Annotated in this window: 9 protein-coding genes; 6 read left to right on the top strand and 3 right to left on the bottom strand. The window is 58.4% G+C overall.

What is annotated here, in order from left to right:
- Window positions 1–1,520: HAMP domain-containing protein (locus J0X19_RS02405; RefSeq protein WP_242581844.1), on the bottom strand; the 1,520-nt coding region annotated here is incomplete at its 3' end.
- Between the two features lie 313 nt (window positions 1,521–1,833).
- Here J0X19_RS02405 and topA point away from each other — a divergent pair.
- The 6 genes from topA (at window position 1,834) to J0X19_RS02375 (ending at window position 11,797) form a co-directional block, all read left to right on the top strand.
- Window positions 1,834–4,338, top strand: coding sequence for a type I DNA topoisomerase (gene topA, locus J0X19_RS02400; RefSeq protein ID WP_206980430.1), 2,505 nt, complete (start codon window positions 1,834–1,836; stop codon window positions 4,336–4,338).
- 368 nt (window positions 4,339–4,706) lie between these two features.
- Complete coding sequence (locus tag J0X19_RS02395) at window positions 4,707–5,432, top strand: DUF4846 domain-containing protein (RefSeq protein WP_206980428.1); 726 nt, start codon at window positions 4,707–4,709, stop codon at window positions 5,430–5,432.
- Window positions 5,433–5,540: 108 nt separating this feature from the next.
- A complete protein-coding gene (locus J0X19_RS02390; RefSeq protein WP_206980426.1) occupies window positions 5,541–6,239 on the top strand; it encodes an SIR2 family NAD-dependent protein deacylase in 699 nt (232 codons plus the stop codon).
- A 42-nt stretch (window positions 6,240–6,281) separates the two neighbouring features.
- Complete coding sequence (locus J0X19_RS25205; protein WP_206980423.1) at window positions 6,282–6,821, top strand: metal-dependent hydrolase; 540 nt, start codon at window positions 6,282–6,284, stop codon at window positions 6,819–6,821.
- A 95-nt stretch (window positions 6,822–6,916) separates the two neighbouring features.
- Window positions 6,917–10,648, top strand: a complete 3,732-nt coding sequence (locus J0X19_RS02380) for a hypothetical protein (protein ID WP_206980421.1) — start codon at window positions 6,917–6,919, stop codon at window positions 10,646–10,648.
- 117 nt (window positions 10,649–10,765) lie between these two features.
- Complete coding sequence (locus tag J0X19_RS02375; protein ID WP_317194732.1) at window positions 10,766–11,797, top strand: Ppx/GppA phosphatase family protein; 1,032 nt, start codon at window positions 10,766–10,768, stop codon at window positions 11,795–11,797.
- A gap of 97 nt (window positions 11,798–11,894) precedes the next feature.
- Here J0X19_RS02375 and ppk1 read toward each other — a convergent pair whose 3' ends face one another.
- The gene (ppk1, locus tag J0X19_RS02370) at window positions 11,895–14,228 is read right to left on the bottom strand and encodes a polyphosphate kinase 1 (RefSeq protein ID WP_242581842.1); all 2,334 of its coding nucleotides are present in this window, start codon (window positions 14,226–14,228) and stop codon (window positions 11,895–11,897) included.
- Between the two features lie 236 nt (window positions 14,229–14,464).
- On the bottom strand, window positions 14,465–16,447 hold the full coding sequence (gyrB, locus tag J0X19_RS02365; RefSeq protein ID WP_206980420.1) for a DNA topoisomerase (ATP-hydrolyzing) subunit B: 1,983 nt from the start codon (window positions 16,445–16,447) through the stop codon (window positions 14,465–14,467).
- Window positions 16,448–16,457: the final 10 nt, after the last annotated feature.

Here is a 16,457-nt window from a genome sequence, read left to right as displayed (position 1 = left end):
CCACCCAACTTACCTTCGGTACCTACCTCCAGGGCCACGCGGGTTACTTCGCCAGCAAACAGGTTCAGCGAGTCCACCATCTGGTTCAGGTTCTGCTTCAAGTCCAGCAGTTCCCCTTTCAACTCCACCGTCACTTTCTGGCTTAAGTCGCCTTTAGCTACGGCGGTAGCCACGTTGGCAATGTCGCGCACCTGCAACGTGAGGCTGGACGCCATGAAGTTCACGTTGTCGGTCAGGTCCTTCCACACGCCGGCCACATTCGGCACAGACGCCTGACCACCCAACTTACCTTCGGTACCTACCTCCAGGGCCACGCGGGTTACTTCGCCAGCAAACAGGTTCAGCGAGTCCACCATCTGGTTCAGGTTCTGCTTCAAGTCCAGCAACTCGCCGCGTACGTCCACGGTCATCTTCTGGGTCAGGTCGCCTTTAGCTACGGCGTTGGCTACGTTGGCAATGTCGCGCACCTGACTGGTCAGGTTCGACGCCATGTAGTTCACGTTGTCGGTCAGGTCTTTCCAAGTGCCGCGCACGTTGGGCACGGAGGCCTGGCCCCCGAGTTTGCCTTCGGTGCCTACTTCCAAAGCCACACGGGTTACTTCGTCGCCGAAGATGTTGAGCGAGTCCACCATCTGATTGAGGATGTTCTTCAGCTCCAGCACCTCGCCCTTCACGTCCACGGTCATCTTCTGGCTCAGGTCGCCTTTGGCTACGGCGGTAGCCACGTTGGCAATGTCACGCACCTGCGAGGTCAGGTTCGAGGCCATGGTATTCACGTTGTCGGTCAGGTCTTTCCACACCCCGCCGACGTTCGGTACCGACGCCTGGCCGCCCAATTTGCCTTCGGTACCTACTTCCTGCGCCACGCGGGTTACTTCGCCGGCAAACAGGTTGAGGTTGTCGATGGTCTTGTTGATAGTTTCGGCCATCACCTTGAAGTCGCCAGAAACCGGAATCTGGAAGGTTTCGTCGAGGTTGCCTTTGCTGATGTTCTTGAGCACCTTGCCCACTTCCAGCACCGGCACAGCAATGCTGTCCACGAGGCCATTGATATTATTAATCATGTCGCGCCAGAAACCGGCGGCGTTGTCGGCCGAGGCCCGGGCTTTCAGGTTGCCTTCCACCCCGGCCACTTTCGAAATGCGCGACACTTCGCCCCCTACCCCGCCTATCATCTCCACCATCGAGTTGTAGGCTTCGGCTATTTCGGCGAAAATATCGTCGGTTTGCTTGGTGAGCCGCACCGACACGTCGCCTTTTTTGAAGGCATCCAACGCAAACAGCACCCGGTTGAGTTGGTCGTTTACATAGGCCGGGTTTTGCACAGCCTCGTTGCGGCGGCTGCTCCGGCTAGCGGCGCTTTTGCGGCTACTTTCTCCGTTGGGTGCAGTTGTGGTAACCTGGTCAGGCTCAGCAGCAGCGGTGGAAGTATCTGCGGGTGTGGCGCGACGGGCGGATGGGGTGGTGGTCTTACCTGATGCCAGAAAGTAGGAGTAGCGAGGCCCGTGGAAAGTGGGCAAAGCAAACAAGAGCGGGCCAAAAAGGGGCTTACCCTTACTTGGCAAAGGTAACGAATACGGTTGTTTCGCCGCACAGGATTATGGCCTTGGTGAAGCAGGAAGAAAAGATTTATGTGAACCTCTTCACTTTAATCCGTTGTTGCCATCGAACCGTATTACTAAGGAGATGTGGCAGAGTTATTGTGCGCCAGAGAATGGGACACCAGATTATTCCATCATCTTTGCGGCAAAATTCAACTTCCCACTCGCCGAATCGTTTTCTAATTAAGTTTTCTCTTAGTTAGCTGTCTACTGCTGCCACTACTACCGCCCAATGGTTAAAAATTTAGTCATCGTCGAATCACCCGCCAAAGCCAAAACCATTGAAGGGTATTTGGGTAAGGACTATATCGTAAAAAGCTCTTTCGGCCACGTACGTGACCTTCCGAAAGACAATAATGCCATTGATATTGCCAACGGCTTCAAGCCTACCTATGTAGTATCGGCGGATAAGCGCGAAATAATTGCGCAGCTGAAAAAGCTGTCGAAGGAAGCGGAAACGGTATGGTTGGCAAGTGACGATGACCGGGAAGGAGAAGCCATTTCGTGGCACTTGGCGGAAACGCTCAACCTAAGTGGCAGCGACAAAACCCGCCGCATCGTGTTCCGGGAAATCACCAAAAGCGCCATCCTCACGGCCATCGACAACCCGCGCGAAATCGACCTGAACCTGGTAAATGCCCAGCAGGCCCGCCGCGTCCTCGACCGGTTGGTGGGTTTCGAGCTGAGCCCGGTGCTCTGGAAGAAAGTGAAAGCCGGCCTCTCGGCGGGCCGGGTGCAAAGCGTAGCGGTGCGGATTGTGGTGGAGCGGGAGCGGGAAATCAACCAGTTTAAAGTTTCGTCGGCGTACCGCATTACCGCTCGTTTCGATGCCGGCCGCGGGGCGGTGCTGGAAGCGGAGCTGCCGAAGCGCTTCACGGCGCGGGAAGATGCCGAGGCATTTCTGACGCGGTGCGTAGGCGCGGAGTACCGGATTGAGAACCTCGAAAAGAAACCCGGTAAGCGCAGCCCTGCGCCGCCATTCACTACCTCTACGCTGCAACAGGAAGCGTCGCGCAAGTTGGGCTTCTCGGTGGCGCAGACCATGAGCGTGGCGCAGAAGCTTTACGAAGCCGGTAAAATCAGCTACATGCGGACCGACTCGGTGAACCTGTCGCAGGATGCCTTGGCCGCTGCCAAAGACGAAATCAGCCGGGCTTATGGCCCCGAGTACGCTCAAACCCGGGTGTACAAAACCAAATCGGCCTCGGCGCAGGAGGCGCACGAAGCCATTCGGCCTACCGATTTCGCGCTGGTGAAAGCCGGCTCCGACTCGCAGGAGCAGCGCCTCTACGACCTGATTCGGAAGCGGGCTATGGGCTCTCAGATGGCCGACGCGGTAATTGAGCGCACGGTAGCTACTATTGGCATCAGCACCCAGCCCGGCGTCACGCTGACGGCTACGGGGGAGGTCATTACCTTCGAAGGCTTTCTAAAGGCGTATGCCGAGAGCAAAGACGAGGAAGAGCAGGACGAAGCAACCAACGCGGATTCGTCGTTTTCGCGGGGGCTGCCGCCGCTTACAGTGGGCCAGCAGTTGCCGTTGCAGCTGTTGCGCGCCCTGGAGCGGTTTGCGTCGCCGCCGGCGCGCTACACGGAGGCTTCGTTGGTGAAGAAACTGGAAGAAATGGGCATCGGCCGGCCTTCCACTTACGCCCCTACCATCAGCACTATTCAGAAGCGCGGCTACGTGGAAAAAGACTCTCGCGAAGGCAAGGAACGCAAGTTTCATGTGCTGACGCTGGAGGGCAGCGAGGTGAAAACGGAAGTGAAAACCGAAACCTACGGGGCCGACAAAGCCAAGCTCTTCCCAACGGATACTGCTATGGTAGTCAACGACTTCCTGGTGGAGCACTTCCCGGTTATCGTGGATTTCCAGTTCACGGCCAAAGTGGAAGACGAATTCGACCAGATTGCCAACGGCCACGAACAGTGGACCGATATGCTGGCGGGCTTCTACGGCACTTTCCACGAAACCGTGGAGCGCGGCCAGGACATCGAGCGGAGTACGCTCAGTAGCACCCGCGTGATTGGGGTGCATCCGGAAACCGGCCAGAAACTAACGGCCCGCTTGGGCCGCTATGGCCCGTACGTGCAGATCGAGCCGAAAGAAGGGGCGCCCGAAGACGAAAAAGCGGTGTACGCCAGCTTGCGCAAAGGCCAGTTCATCGAGAATATCACGCTGGAAGAAGCCCTCGACCTGTTCAAGCTGCCGCGTATTGTCGGTGAGTTCGAGGACAAGTCGATGACGGCGGCGCTGGGTCGTTTCGGGCCGTACATCCGCCACGACAGCAAGTTCTATTCGCTCACTAAGGAGCAGGACCCGCACACCATTACGGCTCAGGAAGCCATTGACCTGATTGAGAACAAGCGCAAAACCGATGCCGAGCGCCTCATTAAGGAGTTCCCGGAAAACCCGGATGTTCAGGTACTGAATGGTCGGTTTGGGCCCTACATTGTGGCCGGCAAAAAGAACGTGAAGATTCCGAAAGGTGAAGAACCCGCCGGCCTCACGCTGGAACGCTGCCTGGAACTAGCCGCCGCCACCCCCGACAAGCCTGCTAAAGGCGGCCGTTTCGCCAAGAAAGCCGCTCCGGCAGCCGACGCAGAAGCAACGGCTGATAAGCCCGCTAAGAAAAAACCGGCCGCAACTACCAAGAAGCCGGCAGCTAAAAAGCCAGCGGCCAAGAAGGCTGCCGGCACCACTGCCACTAAAAAGGCAACCGCCAAGGCGAAATAACCTTTCTGCACATCCTTACAATAAGCCAAGCGGCCCACCGGACATACTCGGTGGGCCGCTTGCTTTTAAGTGAGGCCGTAGCTGGAATTTGCGCTGGGGCATGGTGTAGCAACACAAAATCAGTGGGCTTTTGCGCTACTGCTTGCATACTGAGGGCGGCGCATACAGCGTTAATGAATTTCTAGCCGCCGCTGTATATGCTAACTTGTTTTCCGCTTGCTGTAGCGGCCTTGCTGTCTGCTTTTCACTGCACGCCCCCTGTTGCTACAACCCAGAAGCCTGCCAATAACCAGCAAGGAACCCCTGCTCCGTCGGGCCCAAACCGCTACGCTTGGCTACCGGCTGGCTCCTATAAAACTCAACACAGCTTGGCCGCACGGTTTGCGCCGCCGCCGGGTTGCCGCCGGGTAGCACTTACTCCGGGCTCTTTCGGGCACTGGCTGCGTTATTTGCCGCTGCTGCCGGCTGGCACGGCAGTCCATCTGTTTAATGGCCGGCTGAAAGACCCGCAAAACGTACATGCGGCCGTGCTGAACATTGACGTGGGCAGCCGGGATTTGCAGCAGTGTGCCGACGCCGTAATTCGGTTACGCGGCGAGTACGAGTATTCCCGCCAGCCCAATCAAGTGCATTTCCACCTGACCAGTGGCGACGATATTCGGTTTGCTGACTGGTACCGCGGCCGAGGGTTCCAGGTGCGCGACAACGCAGTAGTTGCCGCCCCCAAAGCCGTGGAACAGCCCACCCACACCGTATTCCGCCGCTACCTCGACCAGATTTTCACGTACGCTGGCACCTTGTCATTGGCCCGTGAGCTGACCCCGACCCCGTTGGCCAGCGTGCAGCCCGGCGACGTATTCATCCGGGGCGGCTCGCCGGGCCACGCGGTGTTGGTGCTGGATGTAGCCGAACTGCCGGCTACGGGCCAGCGCTACGTGCTGCTGGCCCAAAGCTATATGCCGGCCCAGCAAATACACGTGCTACGGGATGCGGCGGCAGCAAGAGGCGTATGGTTTGCCGTGAATCCGAACAATGCGCGGTTTGATACGCCGGAATGGACGTTTGGTAGGGAGGAACTGCGGCGGTTCGATTAATGCGTAACCAAGGCAACTTGCGCGTTATTTCGCCGGTTACCCCATTGTGAATCTGTGGTTTCAGCAGCAGCTTTGCGTGAGTTATTGCACCCTATCGACCGTACTATCATGACTAATAAAAAGAAACTAGTAGCCCTCACCGGGGCGGGCATCAGCGCCGAAAGTGGCTTGGCAACCTTTCGGGGCTCCGATGGACTGTGGGAAGGACACCGGGTGGAAGACGTAGCCTCGCCGGAAGGCTGGGCCCGCAACCCCGAGCTAGTGCTGGATTTCTACAACCAACGGCGTACGGCGGCGCGGGCCGCGCAGCCCAATGCAGGCCATCTGGCTTTGGCGGCGCTGGAGCAGGATTTCGACGTGGTTATCGTAACGCAGAACGTGGATGATTTGCACGAGCGGGCAGGCTCCACAAACGTCATGCACCTGCACGGCAAGCTGTTTGAGTCGCGCAGCTCGTTGCATGAGGAACTGGTATACCCCATGGATTCAGACCGGATTGAACTGGGCGAACTGTGCGAAAAAGGCCACCAACTCCGCCCGAACATTGTGTGGTTTGGGGAGCAGGTGCCCTTGATGGAACTGGCCATGGATGAAGCTGCCACGGCCGATATTTTTCTGGTTGTGGGCACGTCGTTGCAAGTGTACCCGGCTGCTAATCTGGTGCATTACGCCCCTGGCGCCTGCCCCATTTACGTCATCGACCCGCAGCAACCCCCGCTCCTACGCCGGCCGAACTTGCACTTCATCACCGAGCCTGCCAGCACGGGCGTACCGCGGGTGGCAGCCGAGCTTATCAGAGCGTTGTAGCGAATCGTATAGCGGCTTAGAACTAGAACTTTCGGCCTACCTATGGCTTCTGTATTCGGACACACGTTGCTAGGGGCCACGATAGGCGCCGTGATACTGCCAGAGCGACGGTATTGGCGCTGGTGGTTGCTAGCGGCGGCGTGTGCCTTTCTGCCCGATGCCGATGTTATCGGCTTCAAATTTCATGTGTCATACGCCAGCCTCTGGGGTCACCGGGGTCTTACCCATTCGATACTAGCGGCGGCCGTAGTGGCCACGGCGCTTGTTGGTGTGGCCAGGCTACTGCGCTCTGGCCACCGGCCGCCACTGGCGCGGCTATGGCTGTTGTTATTCCTGGCTACAACCTCGCATGGTGTGCTTGATGCCATGACTACGGGCGGGCTGGGCGTAGCATTTTTCAGCCCCTTCAACCAGCACCGCTACTTTTTTTCGTTCCGCCCAATTCAGGTTTCCCCCATCGGAATCCGAAATTTTATAGGGGTAAGAGGCTTGCGCGTACTCGGCAGTGAGGCCTTGTGGGTAGGGTTGCCGTGCCTCTGCGTTTGGTTGACACACCGGGCACTGCGTCGTCGCTCCTATTGACTAGGGCGCATCGGAACGTAGGAACAATAACAAGATTAATTTTAATTTAATCTTGTTATTCAATACTGCGTAAGCAGGTACCTAGCTCGTATTATATGCCCTCACCTTTCCGCAGCCTGTTGCTAGCCACACTTGGCCTAGCTACTTCTCCCCTTCTGGCTCAGACCACTTCCTCCCCAGCCACCCACACGGTTTACCTGCTCGGCAACACCGCCACCGCCGACTTACCCACTGCGCACCTAAAAGCCTTGCGCAAGAGCCTGGAAGCGCAGCCCGGCACGTTCACGGTAGTACACTTAGGTGATATTGTAGGTCCGCAGGGCCTGGGCACCAAAAACGACTCAACCAGGGGCAACGAAACGGCCCGCGTGGATGCTCTGCTGGCGCTGGTGCAGGGCCTGCCCAATGGCAAAATCTACTTTGTGCCCGGCGACCGGGACTGGGCTAACTCCGGCCGGGACGGGCTCAAGCGCGTGCGGCGGCTGGAAGACTATATCGAGAAGCGTCTGCCGGGCCAGAATGCGTTTGTGCCCACCGGCGGCTGCCCCGGCCCCGAAGTGGTGGACGTAGCACCCAACGTGCGCCTGGTCGCCCTTAACTCGCCGTGGTTTACGCACCCCTTCCGCCGCCCCGAGGCCCCCGACACCGACTGCAAAACCCTGACGCAGCAGGAGTTCCGGGAGCAGCTGCAAGACCTGCTCGACGATACCAAAGACAAGAACGTGCTGCTACTGGGGCATCAGCCGGTTATCAGCAACGGCGTGTACGGCGGCAAGCAGCCCCTGAGCCGCCACCTGCTGCCGCCGGTGTTCGGCACGATATACGCCGCCTACCGCCAGAACGTGGGCACCCCGCGCGACCTGGCCAATCCGGCGTATCAGGAGTTCAGCAAGGAGTTGCTCAACACCCTGCGCGACCATCCCGGCGCCGTGTACGCCGCCGCCCACGACTACAGCCTGCAACTCAACCGCCGCGACGACAACTACCACCTTATTGCCGGCTCCTTCGCTGAAAAGCAGCACGTAGGCGCGGGCGGCAAGGCGTTGTACAACAAGTCGGAAGAAGGCTTTTCCAAGCTCGAATACTTTGCCGACGGCACCGTAAAGGCCCATTTCTACACGTTCGATGCGGCCGGCACCACGGCGCAGGAGTCGTACGCGGGCACTCTGTTTCAGTCGGCGTGCCAGCAGCCGCGGCTGCCGGGCGTACCCGTCAACAGCTTCATTCCCGAGTGTCCTTCGGCGCCGAAAGGCGTGGCTGAGTTCAAGCCCGATGCGCCTTTTCAGGCCACCCAAACGGTAGCGGCCGGGCCGCAGTATGGCGGCTCAGCTTCTTCGCGGTTTTTTCTGGGGCCGGTGTACCGCACCTCCTGGACCCAGCCGGTGCGGGTGCGCACGCTCAACCTCGCCACCGAGAAAGGCGGGCTCCGGCCGTTTGGGCGCGGCGGCGGCCGCCAAACCACTTCACTCAAGGTTATTGCCGCCGACTCGTCGGAGTACGTGTTTCGCTCGGTTGACAAAGACGTAACCAAGATTCTGCCGCCGGAGCTGCAAAAGTCGGTGGCGGCCGACGTGCTGCGCGGTATTACGCCCACGGCGCACCCATATTCGGCGTTGGTTATCAGCTCAATGCTCGACAAAACCGACATTCTGCACGCCCGGCCGCGCCTGTTTGCGCTGCCCGACAACAACCAGCTAGGCGCCTACCGCGCCGATTATTCCGGCATGCTGGGCACCCTCGAAGACAGCCCCAAAGACCCTAAACCCAACCTGCCCGGTTTTGGAGGGGCCGATGAGGTGCGCCGCTCGTTCAGCTTTTTCCGCCAGCTCTACAAGGATAACGACAACCGCATTGATGCCGAGGCCTTTGGGCGGGCCCGCGCCTTTGATATGCTGGTGGCCGACTTCGGCAAGCACGAAGACAACTGGAAATGGGCCGGCTACAAGCAAGGCAAGAAAACCATCTACAAACCCATTCCGCGCGACCGGGACCAGGCCTTCACGCTTTGGAACGGCCTGCTGACTTACCTGGCCAACCGCGAATGGGCGGTGGGCAGCATCGAGGACTTTCAAACGGAATTTCACGACCTCAAAAGCCTGAACTGGCCCGCCAAAGACCTGGACCGGTTTCTGCTGCAAAGCCTGACGCGGGAGCAGTGGCAGGAAATTGGGCGCTACCTCCAGCAGCGCATCACGCCGGCCGCCATTGATGAAGCCACGGCCCAGCTTCCGCCCGAGCTGATGCCGCTGTCAGGCAACGAACTGAACCGCAAGCTCAAAGCCCGCATTCAGGAGCTGCCCAAAGTGCTGGACGAGTACTACCTCATGCTGGCGAAGCGCGTGGACGTGGTGGGCTCCAACAAGAACGAGGTGTTTGAAGTGACCCGCCTGGCCGACGGTAACGTGCGGGTGCAGCTATTCAAGAAAGACAAGGAAGACGGTACTGCCAAAGGGGAACCGCTGTTTGAGCGCACGTTCAAGCGCGACGAAACTGAGGAAATCTGCCTGTATGGGCTCGACGGCAAAGACGTGTTCAACGTAACGGGCACGGCCGGCAAGAGCGTGCTGGTGCGCATTATCGGGGGCGAGGGCAAAGACCAGATAACCGACAACTCCCGCGCCGGGGGCTTGCGGGCCCTCACCAAAATCTACGACGTGCCGGATACCCAGCTCCAGCTCGGCCCCGAAAGTGACAACCGCACGTCTCTGCGCCCCGATGTAAACCGCTACGAACGGGAATCCTTTCAGTACAACGGCTACACCCCAAGCGCCACCTTAATCTACAACCGCAACGACGGTTTTGGAGCGGGCGTAGGCATCAACTTCAACCGCCAGGGCTTCCGCAAACCGGGCTACCGCAACCTCTACACGTTCAATCTGCGCGGCTCCACGGGCGGCAATTTTCAGGTAGGGCTGGCCTCTCGGTACCGGTATGCCTTTGGGCGCTGGGACGTGGGCGCGGCCATAGACTACGGCGCCTATTTCCCGTTTTACAACTTCTTCGGCCTCGGCAACGACACCCAGAAAGACGAAGCCCGCTTCGACAACAACTATTACCGCGCCCGCTACAAAGGCTACACCATAAACGTGTTTACCGAGCGGGTTTTCCTGCGGCGCAGCGTGTTGCGCGTGGGTCCGTCGTTCGAGCAGTACACGTCGGACTTTGCGGGCAACAGCTACCTGGGAGAACTGCTAAACGGCCAGCTACCCGGCACCGACGACCGGCGCCCCAACACCAGCAAGCAGCAGTTGCTAGGCTTAAACGGATTATTCGACCTCGATTTGCGCGACCGGCAGAACTTTGCGCGGCGCGGCGTGCGCCTAGTGGCTCGCCACAACACGTATTATCAGCTCAACCAGGGCCAAGAGTTGTTTGGGCTCACCCAGGGCTTCGCAGAGTACTACGGCACGGCCCGCCTGGGCATTCCGGTTACGCTGGTGGTGAAAGGTGGCGGCGGCAAAAACTACGGCCCCGACGACGAAATACCGTTCTACAAATTCACCAGCCTGGGCCTCAACGAAAACCTGCGCGGCTACTACCGCAACCGCTTCACCGGCGACGCCAGCCTCTACCTGAACACGGAGCTGCGCCTGGCGCTGGGCCGGGTACAAAAGGCATTTCTGCCCTTTTCCTACGGCGTATTCGGGTTCTACGACCGGGGCCGGGTGTACTATAAAGGCTCGTCGCCGGGCGGCTGGCACGAGGGCTATGGCGCGGGCTTCTACCTGGCCCCGGTTTCCGACCAGTACGCCTTGTCTTTCTCCTACCAACAGTCGCCGGAAAACGGCCTGATTCGGTTTGGCGTGGGCTTCCGGATTGACAACTAACCTGCTCTCTTCGACTCTGCCAGCCAAGTGAAGTTGACGACTTTGCTTGGCTGGCTGGCAGTAGTACGTGGGTGGTTTCTTACTAAAAGCTAGTCCAGTCTGCGCAAACGGCTATCTTTGGCCGAAATCTCAACTTTACCTGCCTTCCTGATGGAGTATCCGCTACTGAAACTGGCCGCTATTGATATAGGCTCTAACGCCGTCCGTTGCCAGATTTCAGCAGTGCTCCACTACGGCGACCGGTACCGCCTCAAGCGGGTGGAATATGTGCGCTACCCCTTGCGGCTGGGCGAAGATGTGTTTGCCACCGGCACCATTTCCGACAAAAAGCAGGAGAAGTTCATCAAGTTTCTGCACGCCCTCAAGCTGCTGATGGAAGTGCATGATGTGGCCCCCAACCACTATTTGGTTTGCGCCACCTCGGCGATGCGCACTGCCGCTAATGGCGCCGAAGTAGCGGCCCGTATTGAACGGGAGCTGGGCATGAAGGTGCTGGTAATTGATGGCCAGGATGAAGCCGCCTACATCAACCGCGTAATCGAGCATTTGCTGGAAGACAAAAAGCACTACCTGCACATTGATGTAGGCGGCGGCAGCACCGAGTTCAACATCTACCACGACCGGCGCAAAGTAGCTTCACAGTCGTTTGAAATCGGCTCGATTCGGCGGATGCAGCAAGAAGAAAGCGGCCTGGCATCTACTGCGGCCCAGAACGACCTGTGGCAGCGCATGGAGGAATGGGTGAAAGAAAACGCCCGTCGCTACCACGTGACGCGCGCCATTGGCACCGGCGGCAACATCAACAAGCTCTACAGCATTGCGCAGCCGCAGCAACTCGATAAGTCGGTGACGCGCCGCCGCATTGCCACCGTGCTGCACAACCTCACCAGCATGAGCATGGATGAGCGGGTGAACGTGGCCATGCTCAACCCCGACCGCGCCGACGTCATTGTGCCGGCTGGCCACATCTACCTATCAGCTATGGAATGGGCCAACGTGCACCAGATGATTGTGCCCGATATCGGCCTGAAAGACGGCATGCTCCAAACGCTGTTCGAGGAACATTTCGATGAAATCCGGGCCCGCGAAGACCATTCGCTTACGGTACCCTTCCCCACCCCGCAAAGCCGCCCAACGGAAGTAGAATAGCAGTACACCTGAAAAACAAAGTAGGGAGTAAGGACCAGATAGTCTGGTTCTTACTCCCCACTTTGTTTACCTGCTTTTCCAGTGGTCAGCTGGCTTTTTACACGTTAGGCAAGCTGGCTTCGCCTTCGTATTTCTCTATAACTGCGGCCGGATAAGCAAACTGTTCTTCCCCTTCGGCTGCTTCGCTACCCGTGGCATCCGCTTCACTGCCGAGCACTTCACCTTCCAGTTCCGCGCTACCTGGCTCATCGTCAACCACTGGCACGTCGGATACTTCGCTCCGAGAGGTTTGCTTGCTTAGCAGTGCCAGTAGCTTCTCGGGCGTAGCCGCCGCCAGGCGCTCTTCGTCGCGGCGGTAGAAGTCCCGGTGCACGTTTACGATGGGTTCGTCGGGCGTGGGCTGCCGCCGGATGTAGGCGCCATCTTCACGCATGATGTAGGCGTTCTGGTTGTCCAGCAGGTTAAGCATCAGAATGCTGATGGCCTCCCGCTTCAGCTGCGGATTCACAATCAGGAACAGCGCCTCAATACGCCGGTCGAAGGAGCGCACCATTACGTCGGCCGAGCCGGCGTACACTTTGGGCTGGCCGGCTTGGTGGAAATAGAACAGCCGGGAGTGTTCCAGCAGGTCGCCCACGATGCTGCGCACCTCGATGTTCTCGCTCAGCCCTGGCCGGCCCGGCCGCAGGCAGCAAATGCCGCGCACAATAAAGCGGATGGGCACGCCGGCCTTGGAAGCCCGGTACATCTCGTCAATCATCTCCTTGTCTTCCAAGGAGTTCATTTTCATGATGATGCCACTTGGCAAGCCTTTTTTGGCATTGCGCACTTCCTCCCGAATCAGGTGGATCAGCTGCTGGCGCATGTCTTTGGGCGCCGTAATCAAATACTCGTAGTCGTCGGGCTGCGAGTGGCCGGTGATGACGTTGAAGAATTCCGACACGTCGTGGCCGTACACGTCGTTGGTGGTGAGCATGCTCACGTCGGTGTAGAGCTTGCTGGTTTGCTCGTTGTAGTTGCCCGAGCCGATGTGCACGTAGCGCGTTACCTTTTCGCCTTCCTTGCGGATAATCATTAGCATCTTGGTGTGTGTCTTGTACTTGCTCACCCCATAGATGACAAAGCAGCCGGCCTTTTCCAGCCGCGCCCCCTCCCGAATATTGCGCTCCTCATCGAAACGGGCCTTGATTTCAAACAGCACCGATACGTGCTTGCCGTTTTCCGCCGCCTTCAGCAACGCCGCCGACACCCGCGAATCTTCGGCCAGGCGGTAGATGGTTTGCTTGATCCCCAGCACCTGCGGGTCCTCGGCGGCCTGTTCCAGCAGGCGCACCATGGGCTCGATGCTGTTGTAGGGGTGGTGCAGCAGCACGTCGTGGTGCTTGAGGTACTCGAACAGGTTTTCGTCGGCCCCTTCCGGCAAGCTTAGCGGCGCCACCGGCGAAGGCAGCTTCGACCCCCTACCCCGGAAATTCGGGTGTTTCAGAATTTGCAGCAGCCCTTTCAAATCCACCAACGAGCTGATAACAAACACATTGCCGTTATCAATCTTCCACCGCTCTTTCAGCACCGCCATGAGCAGCGGCGAGGCATCGGGCTCCACTTCCAGCCGCACCACCCGGCCCCGCTTACGGGTTTTAAGGCCCTGCTGAAGCTCCTTAATAAAGTCGGTATCAATATCTTCCGACTCTTCCAGCGTGAAGTCACCGTTGCGGGTGATGCGGAACAGGTTGGCCGATTCGATGCTGACGTTGCGGAACAGCTTCGGCAGGTTTTCGCGCACAATGTCCTCAATGGGCACGAACATTACCTTGTCTTTGCGGCTTAGCTCAAAGAAGCGCGACAGGTTCTGCGGAATCTGCACGAACGTAATGCGCTCCTGCCCTTTCTCGGTTTCCAGGTCGCCGCTACCAGTGCGCGTCACCACGCCCAGCACCAGCATCTGGTTGACCATCAGTGGGAAACCGTGGTACGAATCGTACACCATGGGCGTGAGCAGCGGGAAGATGGTGTTCTTGAAATAGCCATCCACCTTCTTCAGCTCCACTTCCGTCAAATCACTCACCTTCAATATATTGAAGCCGTTCTTCTCGAACAGGGGCTTCAGTTCGTTGAGGTAGGTCATCGACTGGTCATTCACGAAGCGGTGCGCGAAGTCGAGCAGTTTGCGCCGGAAGGGCATCTCCCGCAACCCCGAGTAGTCCACCCGCTCCTTGCCGTAGTCGAGGTAGTTGTATAACGACCCCACCCGAATCATGAAGAACTCGTCGAGGTTGGACGAGGTAATGCTCAGGAACCGCATCCGGTCAAACAGCGTCCGGCCGGGGTCTTTGGCTTGGTCGAGGACGCGGTAATTGAAGCGCAGCCAGCTTAAGTCGCGGCTGATGTACTTGCTTTTACGGATGAGGTCGGCAGATTTGAAGAGTTTCATAGGGCAAGGCAGCAAAGCGCGGATACGCCGGCTTACGCTGATTTAGGCAACGGGTGGCAGTAGACGGGCAAGATAGTGGCTTAACGCGGTTCAGTGAGAATTACCTAGTAAAAGATAACGCCCTTGTAACGCAGAAATGATACGTTTTACCGCGCAAGACGGACCGTTATGTCAGCAATTCATACAACAAAAAAGCCCGCATGCAGCGGGCTTTTTTGTTGTGGTAGGAAACGGAGCTAAACGTCCAGCTTAGCGTACTTAGCGTTTTTCTCGATAAAGTCGCGGCGAGGCGGTACTTCGTCACCCATCAGCATCGAGAACAGGTGGTCGGCTTCGGCGGCCGATTCCACGTCTACGCGCTTGAGGGAGCGGGTCATGGGTTGCATGGTAGTGGTCCAGAGCTGCTCGGCGTTCATCTCGCCCAGTCCTTTGTAGCGCTGCACATTCACGGTTTCCGGCTTGCCGCGGCCCATTTCGTCCTGGGCCTGCTGGCGTTCGGCTTCGGTCCAGCAGTAGCGCTCCTCTTTGCCACGCTTCACGAGGTAGAGCGGTGGCAAGGCAATGTAGATGTAGCCTTTGTCCACCAAATCCCGCATGTAGCGGAAGAAGAACGTCAAAATCAGGGTCCGGATGTGCGAGCCGTCGATGTCGGCGTCGGTCATGATGATGATTTTGTGGTAGCGGAGCTTGTCCAGATTCAGGAACCGGCTGCTGCTGCCGTCTTCGTCGTCGGTGCGGGTTTCGAAGCTCACGCCGAGGGCCGTAATCATGTTCCGGATTTCCTCGTTCTCGTAGATGCGGTGCTCCTGCGCCTTCTCCACGTTCAGAATCTTACCCCGCAGCGGCAGAATGGCCTGGAACGCGCGGTTACGGCCTTGCTTGGCCGTTCCGCCCGCCGAGTCACCTTCCACCAGGTACAGCTCACAGATGGAGGGGTCTGATTCCGAGCAGTCGGCCAGCTTACCGGGCAACGAGTTGGACCCCAGCACCGACTTGCGCTGCACCATTTCGCGGGCTTTGCGGGCGGCTACCCGGGCTTTGGCCGCCAGAATCACCTTATCAACGATGACGCGGGCCTCCTTGGGGTTTTCCTCCAGGTATTGGTTCAGGATTTCGCCTACCACCTGGTTTACAGCGCCGCTTACTTCGGAGTTACCGAGCTTGCCTTTGGTCTGGCCTTCAAACTTGGGCTCAGCCACTTTCACCGAAATAATGGCGGTGAGGCCTTCCCGGAAGTCGTCGCCCTGGATTTCCACCTTGGCTTTGGCCACTTCCCCCGACTTTTCGGCGTAGGCTTTCAGCACCCGCGTAATAGCCGAGCGGAAACCGGCTACGTGCGTGCCGCCCTCGTGGGTGTTGATGTTGTTGACGTAGGAGAAAATGTGCTCCTGATACGAATCGTTGTACTGGAAGGCCACTTCCACCGGAATACCGCGCTCCGTAGCCACGTACACGGGCGTAGTCATCAATACGGTACGGCTGTTGTCGAGGTACTGCACGTATTCGGCCAGACCGCCTTGCGAGTAAAACTCTTCCCGGGTAGCGCCTTCGCCATTCTCATCGGCTTCGCGCAAATCGGTGAGGACAATGCGCACACCGCGGTTCAGGTAGGACAGCTCGCGCAGACGCGTAGCAATCCGCTCGAAGGAATACTCGGTGGTTTCGTCGAAAATGGTGGCGTCGGGCTGGAACCACACGCGGGTGCCCCGCTCGGTGGTGTCGCCCACCTGGCGCACGTCGTACTGCGGCACCCCGATGGTGTACTCCTGCTCGTAGATGTGGCCGTCGCGCTTGACGGTTACGTGGGTGTGGGTGCTAAGCGCATTCACGCAGGACACGCCCACGCCGTGCAGACCACCGGAGGTTTTGTAGCTGTTTTTATCGAATTTGCCGCCCGCGTGAAGCATGGTCAGGGCAATTTCGAGGGCTGATTTGCCGAATTTCTGGTTGATGCCCACGGGGATTCCGCGGCCGTTGTCTTGTACGGATATGGCGTTGCCGGGATGGATGTAGACCTCAATATGGTCGCACTGCCCGGCAAGGGCTTCGTCAATGGAATTGTCCACTACTTCCCACACCAAGTGGTGCAGGCCTTTTACACCGGTGTCGCCGATGTACATGGAAGGGCGCTTGCGCACAGCTTCCAATCCTTCCAGTACCTGAATGCTATCGGCAGAGTACTGTTCTTCGGCGGCTATTTTCTCTTTCGTTTCGCTCATGTTTCGGGCG

It is taken from the genome of Hymenobacter telluris (assembly GCF_017313265.1).
GTDB classification, from domain to species: domain Bacteria; phylum Bacteroidota; class Bacteroidia; order Cytophagales; family Hymenobacteraceae; genus Hymenobacter; species Hymenobacter telluris.
This window is presented reverse-complemented; position numbering and strand designations above follow the sequence as displayed.

Excerpts from the sequence above, each read along its gene's own strand:
- J0X19_RS02390 (WP_206980426.1), top strand. The coding sequence starts at position 5,541 with ATGACTAATAAAAAGAAACTAGTAGCCCTCACCGGGGCGGGCATCAGC.
- gyrB (WP_206980420.1), bottom strand. The coding sequence starts at position 16,447 with ATGAGCGAAACGAAAGAGAAAATAGCCGCCGAAGAACAGTACTCTGCC.
- J0X19_RS02380 (WP_206980421.1), top strand. The coding sequence starts at position 6,917 with ATGCCCTCACCTTTCCGCAGCCTGTTGCTAGCCACACTTGGCCTAGCT.
- ppk1 (WP_242581842.1), bottom strand. The coding sequence starts at position 14,228 with ATGAAACTCTTCAAATCTGCCGACCTCATCCGTAAAAGCAAGTACATC.
- J0X19_RS25205 (WP_206980423.1), top strand. The coding sequence starts at position 6,282 with ATGGCTTCTGTATTCGGACACACGTTGCTAGGGGCCACGATAGGCGCC.
- topA (WP_206980430.1), top strand. The coding sequence starts at position 1,834 with ATGGTTAAAAATTTAGTCATCGTCGAATCACCCGCCAAAGCCAAAACC.